Annotated in this window: 10 protein-coding genes and 2 rRNA genes; 3 read left to right on the forward strand and 9 right to left on the reverse strand. The window is 43.5% G+C overall.

Annotated features, from left to right (window positions below; all coding sequences use genetic code 11):
- A 23S ribosomal RNA gene (locus tag N0824_RS13815) occupies nt 1–224 on the forward strand; the annotation flags it as partial.
- Nucleotides 225–279: 55 nt separating this feature from the next.
- A 5S ribosomal RNA gene (gene rrf, locus N0824_RS13820) occupies nt 280–397 on the forward strand.
- Between the two features lie 47 nt (nt 398–444).
- On the opposite strand, the gene N0824_RS13825 is transcribed toward rrf, so the two are convergent.
- The 9 genes from N0824_RS13825 to N0824_RS13865 all read right to left on the reverse strand — a co-directional run bounded on the left by N0824_RS13825 (nt 445) and on the right by N0824_RS13865 (nt 13,970).
- On the reverse strand, nt 445–3,069 hold the full coding sequence (locus N0824_RS13825; protein WP_108937168.1) for a DNA polymerase III subunit alpha: 2,625 nt from the start codon (nt 3,067–3,069) through the stop codon (nt 445–447).
- A gap of 83 nt (nt 3,070–3,152) precedes the next feature.
- The gene (locus N0824_RS13830; protein ID WP_108937169.1) at nt 3,153–3,983 is read right to left on the reverse strand and encodes an amino acid ABC transporter substrate-binding protein; all 831 of its coding nucleotides are present in this window, start codon (nt 3,981–3,983) and stop codon (nt 3,153–3,155) included.
- Nucleotides 3,984–4,056: 73 nt separating this feature from the next.
- Nucleotides 4,057–5,577 (reverse strand): circadian clock protein KaiC, encoded by a 1,521-nt coding sequence (gene kaiC / locus N0824_RS13835; protein WP_002744832.1) that lies wholly within the window; start codon nt 5,575–5,577, stop codon nt 4,057–4,059.
- A gap of 561 nt (nt 5,578–6,138) precedes the next feature.
- On the reverse strand, nt 6,139–7,065 hold the full coding sequence (locus N0824_RS13840) for a branched-chain amino acid transaminase (protein ID WP_108937170.1): 927 nt from the start codon (nt 7,063–7,065) through the stop codon (nt 6,139–6,141).
- A gap of 23 nt (nt 7,066–7,088) precedes the next feature.
- On the reverse strand, nt 7,089–8,849 hold the full coding sequence (locus N0824_RS13845; protein ID WP_108937171.1) for a M61 family metallopeptidase: 1,761 nt from the start codon (nt 8,847–8,849) through the stop codon (nt 7,089–7,091).
- A gap of 146 nt (nt 8,850–8,995) precedes the next feature.
- Nucleotides 8,996–11,446, reverse strand: coding sequence for a transglycosylase domain-containing protein (locus tag N0824_RS13850; RefSeq protein ID WP_108937172.1), 2,451 nt, complete (start codon nt 11,444–11,446; stop codon nt 8,996–8,998).
- A gap of 112 nt (nt 11,447–11,558) precedes the next feature.
- Complete coding sequence (gene mreD, locus N0824_RS13855) at nt 11,559–12,095, reverse strand: rod shape-determining protein MreD (protein ID WP_108937173.1); 537 nt, start codon at nt 12,093–12,095, stop codon at nt 11,559–11,561.
- 11 nt (nt 12,096–12,106) lie between these two features.
- Nucleotides 12,107–12,856 carry a rod shape-determining protein MreC gene (gene mreC, locus N0824_RS13860; protein ID WP_108937174.1) on the reverse strand — a complete coding sequence of 250 codons (750 nt, stop codon included), beginning with the start codon at nt 12,854–12,856 and terminating at the stop codon, nt 12,107–12,109.
- Between the two features lie 73 nt (nt 12,857–12,929).
- Nucleotides 12,930–13,970 (reverse strand): rod shape-determining protein, encoded by a 1,041-nt coding sequence (locus tag N0824_RS13865; RefSeq protein WP_046660454.1) that lies wholly within the window; start codon nt 13,968–13,970, stop codon nt 12,930–12,932.
- A 222-nt stretch (nt 13,971–14,192) separates the two neighbouring features.
- On the opposite strand from N0824_RS13865, the gene N0824_RS13870 reads away from it, so the two are divergent.
- A complete protein-coding gene (locus N0824_RS13870) occupies nt 14,193–14,543 on the forward strand; it encodes a single-stranded DNA-binding protein (RefSeq protein ID WP_008202758.1) in 351 nt (116 codons plus the stop codon).
- The last annotated feature ends 261 nt before the right edge of the window (nt 14,544–14,804 follow it).

A 14,804-nucleotide genomic window follows, 5' to 3' on the forward strand; every position in this document is an offset into this window, starting at 1 on the left:
GCACCGCTGGTGTACCTGTTATCGTGCCAACGGTAAACGCAGGGTAGCCATGTGCGGAGCGGATAACCGCTGAAAGCATCTAAGTGGGAAGCCCACCTCCAGATGATTGCTCTCATGGCATTAAGCCAGTAAGGTCTCGGGTAGACTACCCGTTGATAGGCTCTAGATGGAAGCTCGGTAACGAGTGCAGTCGAGGAGTACTAACCGACCGAGGGCTTGACCTGATTCTTCTTTCACCACTTTTTTCCTAGCTTTTGCAGTCTTGAGGGTTCTACCCTTCCTGGTGTCTTTAACGTGATGGCACCACTCCGATTCCATCCCGAACTCGGTTGTGAAACTTCACCGTGGCCAAGATACTTGTCGGGTTGCCGACTGGGACAATAGCTCGATGCCAGGATTATTCTTTCCTACCCCTCAATCCGACAAGATTGGGGGGTTTGGTTTTTAGGAAAAATCAGAGGATTTTAAATCTAAACCTCGCTCAAATATTGTATCTATGGCTAACATTTCTCCGTCGCTAGTCATAAATTTATGATCTTTGGTTGCTTGGATAGTTTGGCCATTTTCTAGGGTGTATTCAAAGACTTCTTGTAAACCTCGCTCGTGCCATTGAGAGATTGGTTGACTATAGATAAAGCCATTTTTATCTACACTATAAACAGTGCAGTTAATTTCTTCGCTCACAATTTTAGCAATTGGTAATAATCCGTATTCCTCAGTTAAAATTAACGTCTCACCTCCCAGACAATATTCGGCAAAATTTACCATCTGTTCAAAGAGATTTTCAGCGATTCTTTTTTCCACACCATTTTTAGCAGCACCATCGATAAACATCTCCCTTTGTTTCTGCATTTCGGAGGCTTTTTTCTTACCCATTGCTCGACGTAATAGATCTGCTTCTCCGAGAGAATAACCCGCTAAATCCTGCGCCATTTTCATAATCTGTTCTTGATAGACTAAAACTGCGTAGGTTTCCTTAAGAATTGGTTCCAATAAAGGATGATCATAACGAATGGGTTCTCTACCGTGTTTTCTGCCAATAAAGAGAGGAATTAATCCCGCATCTAAAGGACCGGGGCGATAGAGTGCTAGGATTGAAGATATGTCCTCAATACCCGATGGTTTTAACTCTTTAACAATCTGTTTCATCCCCGACGATTCTAACTGAAAAATACCTTCTAAATCCCCTTCTTCTAGTAATCCGTGGGTTTTGAGAATATCGGGAGGTAGTTTTTTATGTTCCCCTTTAGCCCGAATTTGCAGGGCTTTTCTTTCATCTAAAGGCAATTGATCAAGATCGATATCTATGCCCTGATTTTGTTTAATTAAATCGGCGGTTTTTTTCAAAGTGGTTAAATTTCTTAACCCTAAAAAGTCCATTTTTAACAATCCCAATGATTCTAAATCCTCCATGAAATATTGGGTAATTACCGCCCCATCATTATTTTTCTGGAGGGGAACCACTTCATCTAAAGGTTGGGAAGAAATGACGACTCCCGCAGCATGAACTCCGAAGGTTTTGTTAGTACCTTCGATACGAATTGCCATATCTAACCAATGACGCACATGGGGTTCCGTATCGTATCTTTCTTTAAACGCTGGTTCGGGAGTTTCATCGGAAATCATCACTTTTAAAGGTGTGGGTTTACCGCGAGAAACGGGAATCATTTTCGCCATTTTATCCGATTCGGCATAGGGAATATCTAACACCCGCGCCACATCTTTTAAAACAGCTTTTGATGTCATGCGGTTAAAAGTAATGATTTGAGCAACATTAGCCTCACCGTATTTTTCCGTAACGTATTGGATCATTTCATCCCGTCTCTCGATACAGAAATCCGTATCAATATCAGGCATAGATTTCCGTTCAGGATTGAGAAAACGCTCAAATAATAAACCGTGATGAACGGGATCAATATTGGTGATTTTTAAAGAATATGCTACCAAAGAACCCGCAGCAGAACCCCGTCCTGGACCGACGGGTATATCATGATCTCTAGCATATTTTATATAGTCCCAAACCACGAGAAAATAGGTAGAAAATCCCATTTTCTGTAACATTTTTAATTCGTATTCAAGCCTTTCTTTGTAAACAGGCTCAATCTCGTGACGAGAAGGACATTTTAATCTTTCTAGTAATCCTAACCAAGCAATTTCTTCTACATAACTATCAGCAGTATGTCCCGCAGGAACTGGATAATTAGGCAGTCTTGGTTCATTAAATATGTTATAAGGTTCGACTTTTTCTGCTACTTCTAAGGTGTTATTAATCGCTTCTTCAATCACATCTTCTGGCAGATGATCACGGAAAAGTAAGCGCATTTCATCAGCAGATTTTAAGTATTCTGTGCCACTATAACGGAGGCGTTTGTCTTCAGTAATTAACTTGGCAGTTTGAATACAAAGTAAGGCATCGTGTGCCTCTACATCGTAACAGGAAATAAAGTGAGAATCGTTAGTAGCAACTACTTTAATTCCTAATTCTTTAGCAATTTTAACTATTTCTACATTGACAATCCGATCTTCTTTGGAACCGTGGTCTTGAATTTCTAAGTAAAAATCATCACCAAAAAGTTTTTTATACCATTTAGCAGTTTCCTTAGCCAGTTTCCTGTTATTAGCTAAAATCGCTTGGGGAATCTCTCCACCCAAGCAAGCACTGGTAACTATCAATCCTTCGTGGTATTGTTGGAGTAAATCTTTATTAATACAAGGACGAGCAAAAATCCCTTTACCCTGAATACCTTTCAGATTAGAAATACTCGTTAATTTAACCAGATTTTTATAGCCTTGGGTATTTTTGGCTAAAACAACTTGATGATATTTTCGGTGGCGAAGATTGACTTCAATATCACCATTGACTACATACATTTCGTTGCCAATAATTGGTTTTATTCCCTTATTACGGCAGGTTTTAATTAATTCGATCGCACCATACATGACTCCATGATCGGTTAAAGCGATCGCCGGTTGTCCTAATTCGATCGCTCGATCGATTAGTGCCGGCAATTGGGAAGCACCATCAAGTAAGCTATAATCACTGTGAATATGTAAACCGACAAAAGACATAATTTTTCAGAAAAAAGTGACGAGGAAAAAGGAAAAAAACAAGAATTTACTGACCTTTAATTTTCAGCAACTACAGTCTATTTTTAGGGTTGATTGAGAATCCTATAGGGGAAAGAACTTTCTTCTAAATTAAACCATTGTTCTCGTAGTTTCTGGTTATCATTGCTGCCGACAACAGTATCAACAAATTTTTTCCATTCGGGATCGTTTTTGGGTAAAATACAGCCATAAAGTTCGGTGGTAATCGGTTGACGGGGTAGTAGCACAAATTGTCGCGGATCCTGTCCTTGTTTAACGATTTCCCCCAGTAGAAGAATTCCATCACTAACCACTGCGTTTACTTCTCCCCTTTGTAATTTTGCCACTGCCTCACTTAGATCGCTGACAGCTTGCCAATTAGCCAGAGGATAGACATAACGAATAATACTATCGGTGGTGGTGTGGGGAATATAGGCGATCGCAACTGCCGCTAAAGTGTTATTAATATCTATTTTATCAACATTTTCCCTTTTAGTTAAAAATTGCGCTCCTGTCATAAAATAGGGAATAGAAAAATTAACCCTTTCTAGTCTTTCTTCCGTAATTGTTGCCGCATTACAGGATAAATCTACTTGTCCCTGTTCCACTTGCTGAAAACGATTATTAGTCGTCGCTTCTGTAAAGGTTATTGTAATCGGTTTACCCAATTCTTGTGCTAATCGACGTTGGACTAAGCGCATTAATTCCACTCCGTAACCTGTCCATTGTCCAGTTTTCTCATCGATATAACTAAAGGGAACAGCATCTTTTCTGGCTGCCGCTTTTAATTCTCCTGTGCGAGCAATTCTTTGTAAAACTGTTTCTGCCAAGGCTGATAAATGTAGATTATTTATCAGTAAAAGACCTAGAAAAATAAAGCAAAAGTTTTTAGACATATCAAGAAAGCAAGAAGGAGATAGGGAGAAAAAAGCTAACAGCCGATGTGCGATTAGCAAATGCAGCTATATTTTAACTACGATCCTCAAATAATCCACTCAAACGTTCTACTTCTGTTTGTGCTGTGTACATAGGAGTTCCGGCCAGAATTCCGGTAACATTGCGGAAAGGTTGACCGATGTGCATACCTTGATGATCGATCGAAAACTCACGAATATCCTTATCGTGCATAGAACCGCGCATTTTTAAAACAGTGATACCGCGGCGCATTTCTCCATACATTTCAACATAACGCAGCAGAATAATTGAATCAGTAATTGTAGAAATATGTGCTTCTGTAATCGAGGAACCACCTAATAAAGTGGGAGTGGTGGAAGTAAATAATCCTCCTACCTCTTTTTGCTTAATAAAAGAAGTCAAACCGATAATAAATTCCCGAAATCCTTTCAGATTAGAGACCCTTTCTAAAGCAGATAAACTATCTACTGCCACTCGATTAGGTTGAAACTCCTCGATAATTTCCTTCATCATAATTAAATGATTTTCTAAACCCGTAGTTTCGGGATAACGACAGACTACCTTTAATTTACCTTCCTTTTCCATGCGGTCATAATCCACCCCCCAACCAGTAGCATTTCTAAATAACTGTTCGCGACTTTCCTCGAAGGCAAAAATTAAACATCTTTCCCCATTGGTTACTCCCCCGGCCATAAATTCTGTCACCATCAGGGTTTTTCCTGTTCCCGTGGCTCCTGAAACCAAAATAACCGAATCGCGGAAGAAACCACCACCACACATTCTATCGAGTTCCAGACTGCCGGAAGTAATACGAATATTCGAGGATTTTTGTTCTAATTCAATAGCTGATAAAGGAATAATCACGGCCCCTTTATTGGGAATAATTGTAAAAGGAAATTCTCCTTTTTGGTGATCGGTTCCGCGATATTTTAAAATTTCGATCGTCCTTCTTCTTTTCTCATCGGTTAAAACGTTGCGTAAAATCACCACATTATCGGCCACAAACTCCTCCACCCCATAACGACTGATTTCGCCGTATTCTTGGGTTCTTTCTGCGGTCATAATCGCTGTTACTTCCAATTCTCGCAAAGCGGTTGCCAGACGAAAAAGATCACTTCTCACTTGAGCGCTATCACTCAAATGGCTAAAAATTGCGCCTAAAGAATCCATAGACACCCGTTTGGCTTTATTTTTGCGGATAGCAAACTCAATGCGAGCGATTAATGCGCCTAGGTCGTATTCTCCTGTCACCATCGGCTTTTCTTCCGGTTGGGGGGAAGCATCAACAAAGGCCCATTGGCGATTCTCCTCCCACTGCCGGATATTCCAACCAAAACCACCCATATTTTTTCTGAGTGCGTGGGGTGGCTCCTCAAAGGTGACAAAAACGCCATTTTCTCCATTTTTGATGCCTTCTGCGAGAAATTGACAGGCAAAGACCGTTTTAGCACTTCCTGCCGTCCCCGCTATCAAAGTTGCTCTTCCTTTCGGTAATCCCCCTTCCGAAAGAAAATCAAAGCCGGGGATTCCTGTTTCTAACTTCTCAATCAACTCTAGGGGATTATTTTGCGTCATTCTAAGTTCTCTATGAAAACGAGCTAATGTTTATTGTACCTATTTCAGTGACCAGCGATACCAGAAATTCATCCCTAGTTTGAGAGTTTGAGCATTGGTAATAAAATTTCCAAGACATCGTTTAAATGCAGGACAGCTTAACCCAAGAATAAATGGAAACTATATAATACTAAATCCGTTGAGTAACGCACAGAAAACGGGGGCTCTTCTGGTTTCTGTGTGAAAATGAGGTCTATACTGATAGTTTATTTAACAAAATAGTCCTAAAAGTCTTTCCCAGTAAACATTTCACGATTTCATAAGCAAAAATTATCACACAAAGTCGAGAAGAACCAAACGGGTTTCTCCGAGAAACCCGTTTTCTACTCATGCAAAAGGCAAAACGGAGAATAAATAATCAGTTTTTAATAACTGGATTTAGTATAAGCAGGCAAATCTCCGCCACAATTAACACAGGAAGGAGCCAAACCGAAAAATAGATAAATTCTGTTTATTTCAGGGTTCCTTGAGATGCGTCAAATAATGGCGCATCTCAAGGAAAAATCAAGTAAATTTCTCTAACTATAAAGGAACTTTAGTAATCCAATCTTGATACTTTGGTTCCTGATTGAGAACGATAGAACTTAACTTTTCTTTTAACTGATAAGTAATCGGTTTAGCCGCAGGTAAAGAAAAAGTTTCAATTTTTTTAATCGGAGTAATTTTCGCCGCAGTGCCACTTAAAAACACCTCATCAGCGATAAATAACTCCGTCTTATCTACAGGTCTTTCAATAACCGGAATACCCAAATCCCGTGCGATAGTTAAAACACTATCTCTAGTAATCCCCTCTAGAATATCTTGGTCAAAACTAGGAGTAATTAGCTGACCATTTCTGATGATAAAAATATTCATTCCCGTCGCTTCACAGACTTTACCCTGAGAGTTCATTAAAATTGCCTCATCAAACCCCGATTCTACCGCTTCCGTTTTTGCTAAAGCAGAAGTGATATAAGCGGCGCTAATTTTACCTCGCAACGGGAAACTTCTATCTTCTTGACGATACCAAGAACTAATCCGACAGTTAACCCCATCGGCTGCTAAATAATCATCCATTTCTAGACCATAGACTAGAAAATCCTTCTCGATACCATGTAATCGCGGAGCAATTCCCAACCCTGAACTATAGACAAGGGGACGAATATAAAAAGGTCGATTACACTGATTATTTTTGACAAAATCGATAATTATTTCATAGATTTTATCAGCAGAAATCTCGTAATTAAGAAACTTAGCACTTTGACTTAAACGCTGACAATGACGTTCTAATCTAAATAATAATATCTGTCCTGGATTGTTAGGGTCGGGAGTACCTCGTAAACCCCCAAAAGCGGCGGTTCCGTAGTGTAGTGCGTGGGTAGCAACAGATAATTTTGCCTCACTAAAAGGGATAAATTTATTCTCAAAATAGGCGAGAGGAAGGAAAGGAATTTCGGCGGTAATAGACATTTTTTTGTTGATTTAACCAAGAGCTAAACGGGATTTACCCATGCGGAAAAATTTTGTTTCTGGCTATTAGAAGGATTTTCTACCCTGATAATTTCATAGCGAATCGTCTGCGGGGTGGCCAGTGGAACAGCAAGGGTTCGCAATTCATCGAGATGAAAGACTGTTATCTGAATAATATCACCTGCGCGGTAGTCTTTTAATCTTTCGTTTAACTGTTCCGCCGTCACCCGCAATCCATCGATAGCCAATAATTCATCATCAGCATTAATTCCCGCTTTTTGGCAAGGGGAACCCATCTCGACAAATTTAATTATTTCTTTACCCGCTTCACTCTGTACCCGCATTCCCAGATAAGGTATCGTCTCCCCATTGCCAACACCCCGCAGATAGAGTCCAAAAGGTTCAAGATATTCATTAAAGGGTAATTCTGCCAAACCGTCGATATAACGCTGGTAGAAGTCGCTTAAATCCACTCCTGCGGCAGATTCGAGAATTGCCTGCAACTCCCCATCGGTATAACCAATCTCCTCTTTCCCGAAATGTTGCCACATCGAGCGTAAAACATCATCGAGAGAACGACGGTTATCGGTGTGGGTGCGAATTAGTAAATCGAGAAGCAGCGACAATAATTCCCCCTTGAGATAGTAGGAAATTTGACTATTATCGCTATTGCTATCCCGTCGGTAGAGTTTTATCCAAGCATCGAAACTCGATTCGCCTAGAGGTTGGACAAGACGGCCGGGTATATTGAGATAACGGGTGATTTCTTTGCTTAAAAGCTCTAAAAAAGTCTTACTATCGTATATTCCCGCCCGTAGAGGGATTACTATATCGTAATAACTGGTGGTTCCTTCGGCAAACCAGAGGGAAGAAGTATAATTTTCTGCATCATAATCGAAGCTTTCTAAAGCTTTTGGGCGAATACGCTTGATATTCCAGAGATGAAAGAACTCATGGGCGACTAATTGCAGAAAACGATTATATTTATCCTTATCTCGTAATCCCAAACGCGCATAGTTAAGGGTACAGGAATTTTTATGTTCTAGTCCCCCGTAACCGCTGGCCGAAAGATGTAGCAAAAAGAGATAATTATCATAGGGGAGTCCACCGAACATAGCCGACTCGGTTTGAATAATTTTAGTGGTATCGGCGATAATTTGACTAGGATTAGCGTTTCCCCGTCCCCAGATAGCTAATTGATGGGGTTTTCCCTCGACGACAAAATCGTATAACTGATGAATACCCACTTCCACAGGACTGTCCACTAGGGTATCGAAATCGGGAACGTAAAAGGTGTTTTTCTGTCCGGGTAAAGATTTTAAGGCAGTGGTAACGCGCCAATCGCCATGGGGGGGGATAATTGTCAGGGTGAGGGGATGTTTTTGATAATCGGGGATATAGAAAAATAAAGCAGCCCCGTTGAAGTAACCGTGAGTATCATCGAGATGGTTGGTTCTGACGCTTAAATCGTGGGCAAAAACGCGATATTTGACCGTTATTTCGGAACTGTCACCATTGTCAATCTGCCAGTGATTTTTAGCAACTTTGCGACTCTTGAGGTTAACAGCTTGAAAATCTTGGACTAAACGGGAGTATTCCCGCACCAGATAGGAACCGGGGGTCCAAACCGGCATTTTTAGGTTTAAAATCGGAGCTTGCCAACCGGTAATCTGTAGAGTGACTTCAAAGAGGTGTGAAGTCGGTTCCGACATAGCCACTTGATAGCTGAGACTTAAACGAGTTGAGGAGATGGTAGTGGGGGAAATAAGACTGGTCATCGGCATTAAACAAGCTTTTAAGTTATTATAGCGGCAAGCTTTCGGCCAATTTACCCGGTTTCACCGCCAAAAATCCGATGGTTTTGCAAGATTTTACCGAGCAGTTTTGGCACTGTAACCCCCGCAAATCCTGCGAGGGTTGTCGTGCCGATTCAGCGTCTTTCTGCTGGGGGTGCGGGAGGAGCCACATCGGGGGGAGGAGTTACCGGTAGGGGAACCGAACGAGTTTCGGGAGCTGCCACAGTGACGGGAACGGTAATCGGTTCGGCTGCTGCGGGGGCCGTATTTTCAGGACTAGGAGCAGCGGCACTGGTAGGAGCAACGGTAGTACGCCGACGACTAGAACGACGTTGGCTCGGTTCGCTAGTATTAGAACGGACGATAGTTTGCTCACGACTTACCCGAACCCGTCGCCGTCTGCGGATGGGTCCTTCGGTGGGGGAACCCTCATCGCTGCTGGCTAAACGATTGTTAGTAGTTTGGGTAAAGTAGGTACGTCGGGGTTTAATTGGTTCCGCTTTTAATGTCACCGGACGTTTACCTAAATTCGGTTCTGGGAAACCTTGATAGGGAATATCCTTGATTGCTTCTAACATAAATTGTCGCCACATCCAAGCGGACATGGTACTGGCTCCATTGGTGGGTTTATTATTGTCATTACCGAGCCAAATTCCCGTGACTAATTGGGGAATATAACCGACAAACCAAAGGTCGCGAGCCTTGTCAGAAGTGCCAGTTTTTCCTGCCACCGGACGACCAATTTGTGCGGGGGTTCCCGTTCCCGAATTAACCACATCCTGCAGCATCCAAGTCATCGTCGCTGCCGTGTTTTGATTCAGAGCAGTTTTCGGTTTAAAATTGGCTTGATAAATTACTTTACCATTGCGATCAAGTACCTGATTAATACCATAAACTGGTTGATGCACACCATTATTAGCAAAAGTGCCGTAGGCGCTGGTCAATTCTAAAAGATTGACTTCCGAAGCACCCAAAGCCAAAGAATAAGTGGGTAAAAGTTTCGACTGGATCCCCATATCTTGAGCTAATTTAATCACCGGATTCCAACCGACGGCCACTAACACCTGAACTGCCACCACATTCAGGGAAGAAGTCAAAGCATCGCGCATGGACACCTCGCGGCCACTATACCTATCGCCGTAGTTTTCCGGTTTATAACCATCCACCACATACTGAGCATCTTTATAATTAGAATAAGGGGATTTACCCGCCGCAATCGCCGCCGCATAGACAAAAGGTTTAAAAGTAGATCCTGGCTGACGTTTTGCCTGTGTGACCCGATTGAATTGATTCTTATCGTGGTCAATTCCCCCGACCATAGCCTTAATTTGCCCATTTTTGGGGTCAATTGCCACTAAAGCCGCCTGTTGGAAGTGCTGCCACCTGCCATAACGAGAAACCGCTCTTTCTACCACTTCCTCCGCTTCGCTTTGCCAACGAGGATTAAGGGTAGTTTTTACCACCAATCCCCCCGCTTCTAGGGTTTTAGCGGGAACCAGTTGCGGCAGTTCTTTTTCCACATAATCGGTAAAATAGGCTGCTTGCCGTTGCAGACGTTTTAGGGGACTGGTTTTCAGTCCCAGGGGAGATGCGATCGCTTGTTCGGCTTGAGCGTTAGTAATAAATCCCACCTCGGCCATAGTTTTGAGGACGATATTACGCCGTTCTAGGGCAGATTTAGGGTTTTCGAGGGGAGAATAGAGACTAGGAGCGGGAACAATGCCGGCAAGGGTGGCAGCTTCGGCTAGAGTTAATTTATCGACGGGTTTACTGAAATATAACCAAGCGGCATCGGCCAGACCGTAGGCCCCGGAACCGAGATAAACTAGGTGAAAATAACGCTCTAAAATCTGGTCTTTTGTGTATTTATCTTCTATTTTCTGAGCGATACGCATTTCGCGTAATTTGCGATCAAAGCTCCTTTCTTGGGATAAAAAGACAATCCGGGCCAATTGTTGGGTGATGGTGCTGCCTCCTTCCACCACTCCCCCGGCTCTCAGGTTAGAAAAGAGAGCGCGAGCAATACCCTGGCCATCAACTCCCCCGTGTTCGCGAAAACGGCGGTCTTCACTAGCGATAAAGGCCTCCTGTACCAGTGGGGGAACTTGGGCAATTTTCACGGTTTCGTAGGTACTAGGGCCATTTTGCTTGAGGATTTCCCCATTAGCGGCTTGAATTGTCAGGGTGCCTGGACGAGCATAGGTTTGTATATCGGCGATATTTTGCGGTAGAGAGGTTTCAAGACGATAAATGCCCCAACCTACCCCCAAAATACCCCCAGTTACGCCTAATCCCAATCCCAAGTACAAGCCAAAGCGGGGATGTTGTCGCCATTGCGGTAAGGGAGAACTGCCAATCAGGGTAGTAATTTTGTTCTTTAAGGGTTTAAATGTCTCTAGAGCCTTGCTACTGGTTTGGGAGACTAAATTAACCTTTTTTTCTTCGGGAGTGGCTTCTACTGGCTTTTCTGGGGCAACTGGCGCAGATTTGGAGTCGATAGGATCGACTTTAGGGGGTTGCTCGGAATTTTCTAATTTATTAGCAAGATTATGAAAAAATTGACTAAGTTTTTGTTTGTATTTCATGTTAGTTGAGCGGGTGAGGGAGTGGGAATTATGAATTATGAATTATGAATTGGGGAGAGGGGAGCAGGGAGAATAAATAAAAATAATTTCCCGACGACCGACTCCTGACTCTTTAAAGATCGCTAAATTGTCGCCACCATTGCTGGAGAGGGTAATAGAGGAGGGGAGTCCAGAGACTACTAAGCAGAGCAGAAGTGAGGCCAATGCGTTGATAATCGAGCCAAAGATCAGCGAGATTTTTGCCTCCTTGTAGATAGTATTGAAAAGCGAGCGCACCATCAGCGATTAAAGTCATAACAAAGACAATTAAGACCACGGCGATCAATTCTTCTTTAACATAACGTTGTCGGTGTAAACGGGAAGTAAGGAAACCGATCAGACCAAAAACCATGATATGGGAAGGATAATTAGAGGTTAAACTATCTTGAATAGCGCCGATCGCTAATCCGGCCACCACACTATCGAGACAAGAGCGATTGAGACTCCAACTAACCAACCAAATCAGTAACCAGTTGGGAGCGATGCCTAAAATCTCCATACCGGGCAGCCGCATTAAGGAAAGAAAGGTACAGAGAAGCAGTGAAGCGATAGTGACTAAAATATTCAGGATAAAACGAGAACGGGCTGATAAACGGCTTAATTTCAGCATAATTCACCCTCTCACTGCTGGGGTTGCGGGTGAACGAAGACCCATTCGAGATTGTCCACGGTGGCGGTAAATTCAATTTTGGCGGTGGGGGCGGGATTTTCCTGTAAATTAAGGGAAATTATGCGACCGATGGGCAACCCTGGCGAAAAAAGGCTACTAAAAGCCGAAGTTGTCACCACATCTCCCGGTTTCACATCGGGAGCTTTTTCAAAAAAGCGCAGGGTGGCGACCTGGGAATTCTGACCTTGAATTAAACCCATGGCCCGACTACGGTTCACCGTTGCTCCGATGCGACTTTGGGAATTACTGATCAATAAAACTTTGCTGGTGTGGGGAGTAACTTCCGTAATCCGTCCCACTAAACCGCCAATTCCCGTCACCGAAGCACCCACTGGCACACCATCGGCGCTACCCCGACCAATAATTACCTGTTGCCACCAATCATCGGCGCTGCGGCCAATAATTGGGGCAGAAATCAGGGGTTTTTTCTGGGTTTGATAATAACCAAGCTGTTTTTTTAATTGTTGATTTTGATATTCGACTTCACTTAAACGATTTTGTAATTCTCGCACCCGTTGATCGGCCAGAAGTTGCTCTTGCAGATTAGTTTCCTCTCCCTGAAAAGGGCGGGTTAATAAACCATACAATTCTAAAATCGCCCCACTTTGATAGGTGCGAATGTACCAAGCCCCCCCCAGAGCGGCAGCGAGCAGAAAAAGCCGCCATCCCTGCTGTGTCCATTTTCGTCGTGCTGAATACATGAGCGATTTTAAACCTCTTGGCTGTGTAGAGTGAGAATCCGTGTATTTTGCCGCTAACCGATCCTAGTGACCTTTAGACATTGCGAGTTGTTTCATTAACGATCCGCTCAAAGAGTTTCTGATTTTTTAACACTTCTCCCGTGCCTTTGACCACACAGCGCAGGGGATCTTCAGCGACATGGGTAACGATACCGGTTTCGTGACTGACTAGGCGATCGAGTCCCCGTAATAAAGCACCTCCTCCCGCTAACATGATGCCGCGATCGATAATATCGGCCGCTAATTCGGGGGGAGTTTTTTCTAGGGTACGTTTGATCGCATCAACGATCACGGAAAGTGGCTCATCCATACTTTCCCGCACTTCCTCCGCTTTGATCGTCACGGTGCGGGGTAAACCCGACATAAGATGCAATCCCCGCACTTCCAGAGGAGGAAATTCATCTCCGGGGGAGGGATAAGCCGAACCAAGGCGAATTTTAATATCTTCGGCCGTGCGTTCCCCGATAATCAGGTTATGGACTTTTTTCAGATAGGCGATAACTGCTTCCGTCAGTTCATCCCCGGCCACACGGACTGATTCGCTGATCACGGTCCCATCAAGACTGAGAATGGCCACTTCCGTGGTGCCACCACCGATATCGATGATCATATTACCCGTCGCTTCCGAGACGGGTAAACCGGCACCCAAGGCCGCCGCAACCGGTTCATCAATTAACCCCACTTCTCGGGAGCCGGCATTTTTGGCCGCATCCACCACCGCACGTCTTTCTACGCCGGTAATGCCACTGGGAACACCGATTACCATGCGGGGATTGCCAATCGTGCCATCGAGCGCTCGTTTGATGAATTCCGCTAACATGATCTCGCAACTGTAAAAATCGGCGATTACCCCATCGCGCAGGGGTCGCAGAGCGGTGACATGGCCCGGAGTGCGACCGAGCATTTTTTTGGCCTCCTCCCCGACGGCGACCGGGTTACGATCTTGATCGATCGCCACTACCGATGGTTCCTCTAAAACAATACCTTTCCCTGATACATAAACGAGGGTGTTTGCTGTCCCCAAGTCTATACCTATGTCCCTTGATAAGCCTAGACCTCTAAAAAAACCCGCCACTTGTTTTCACTCCTGTTCTTATAAAACGTTGCTATAGCTAGACTTTCGATCGAATCGACTTGGATTTTATTACGTTTTGTTTCTCAAGTCTAGTTAATTATCGCTTCTTTCTCCCCAGATTTACGCAAGTCTTCGGCCTAATTTTCTGGCTGCCCACCGGTCAAGTTCAAGGTTTCGGGCTAAAATAAACATACTATTGTACTAAATTGAGGATTTAAGACCATGAGTTTAAATCTGGTTCATTTGGTGGGACGAGCGGGGAGAGACCCGGAAACCAAGTATTTCGAGTCTGGCAAGGTTTTATGTACCTTCACTTTAGCGGTTAATCGTCGCTCTAAAAATAGCGATCAGCCGGATTGGTTCGATCTGGAAATTTGGGGCAAAACGGCGGAAGTGGCCGCTAATTATGTAAAAAAGGGCGGTTTAATTGGGATTAAAGGTTCTTTAAAAATGGATACCTGGAATGATAAAAACACGGGATTAGCTCGCTCTAAACCGGTGATTCTCGTCGATCAATTAGATTTACTCGGTTCTAAACGCGATAGTGAGGCTTATTCCGAGCGAGAATTTTAAAGCTTGAGCGGCATCATTTTCCGATTTTAGGTGTGTTAGCCTCTAGTAACACACCTTTATTCGACCTCTTGTAAAAATCAAAAATTGTTGTTAGGGTCAGGAGTCAGGAGTCAGGAGTCAGGAGTCAGGAGTCAGGAGTCAGGAGTCAGGAGTTAGGAGAATTAAGAATGAATAATAATCAATTAAGTAGCTGGTTATAGTTAAATTGAAGATAGATTTTGGGTTCGATCCCCCCTGAATCTCCTCTTGATCAGGGGAGTA

Origin of the sequence: Microcystis sp. 0824, assembly GCF_003112475.1 — a bacterium.
In the GTDB taxonomy this organism is placed as follows: domain Bacteria; phylum Cyanobacteriota; class Cyanobacteriia; order Cyanobacteriales; family Microcystaceae; genus Microcystis; species Microcystis aeruginosa_C.

Coding starts and splice junctions, on each gene's coding strand:
- N0824_RS13825 (WP_108937168.1), bottom strand. CDS start 3,069: ATGTCTTTTGTCGGTTTACATATTCACAGTGATTATAGCTTACTTGAT.
- N0824_RS13830 (WP_108937169.1), bottom strand. CDS start 3,983: ATGTCTAAAAACTTTTGCTTTATTTTTCTAGGTCTTTTACTGATAAAT.
- kaiC (WP_002744832.1), bottom strand. CDS start 5,577: ATGACGCAAAATAATCCCCTAGAGTTGATTGAGAAGTTAGAAACAGGA.
- N0824_RS13840 (WP_108937170.1), bottom strand. CDS start 7,065: ATGTCTATTACCGCCGAAATTCCTTTCCTTCCTCTCGCCTATTTTGAG.
- N0824_RS13845 (WP_108937171.1), bottom strand. CDS start 8,849: ATGCCGATGACCAGTCTTATTTCCCCCACTACCATCTCCTCAACTCGT.
- N0824_RS13850 (WP_108937172.1), bottom strand. CDS start 11,446: ATGAAATACAAACAAAAACTTAGTCAATTTTTTCATAATCTTGCTAAT.
- mreD (WP_108937173.1), bottom strand. CDS start 12,095: ATGCTGAAATTAAGCCGTTTATCAGCCCGTTCTCGTTTTATCCTGAAT.
- mreC (WP_108937174.1), bottom strand. CDS start 12,856: ATGTATTCAGCACGACGAAAATGGACACAGCAGGGATGGCGGCTTTTT.
- N0824_RS13870 (WP_008202758.1), top strand. CDS start 14,193: ATGAGTTTAAATCTGGTTCATTTGGTGGGACGAGCGGGGAGAGACCCG.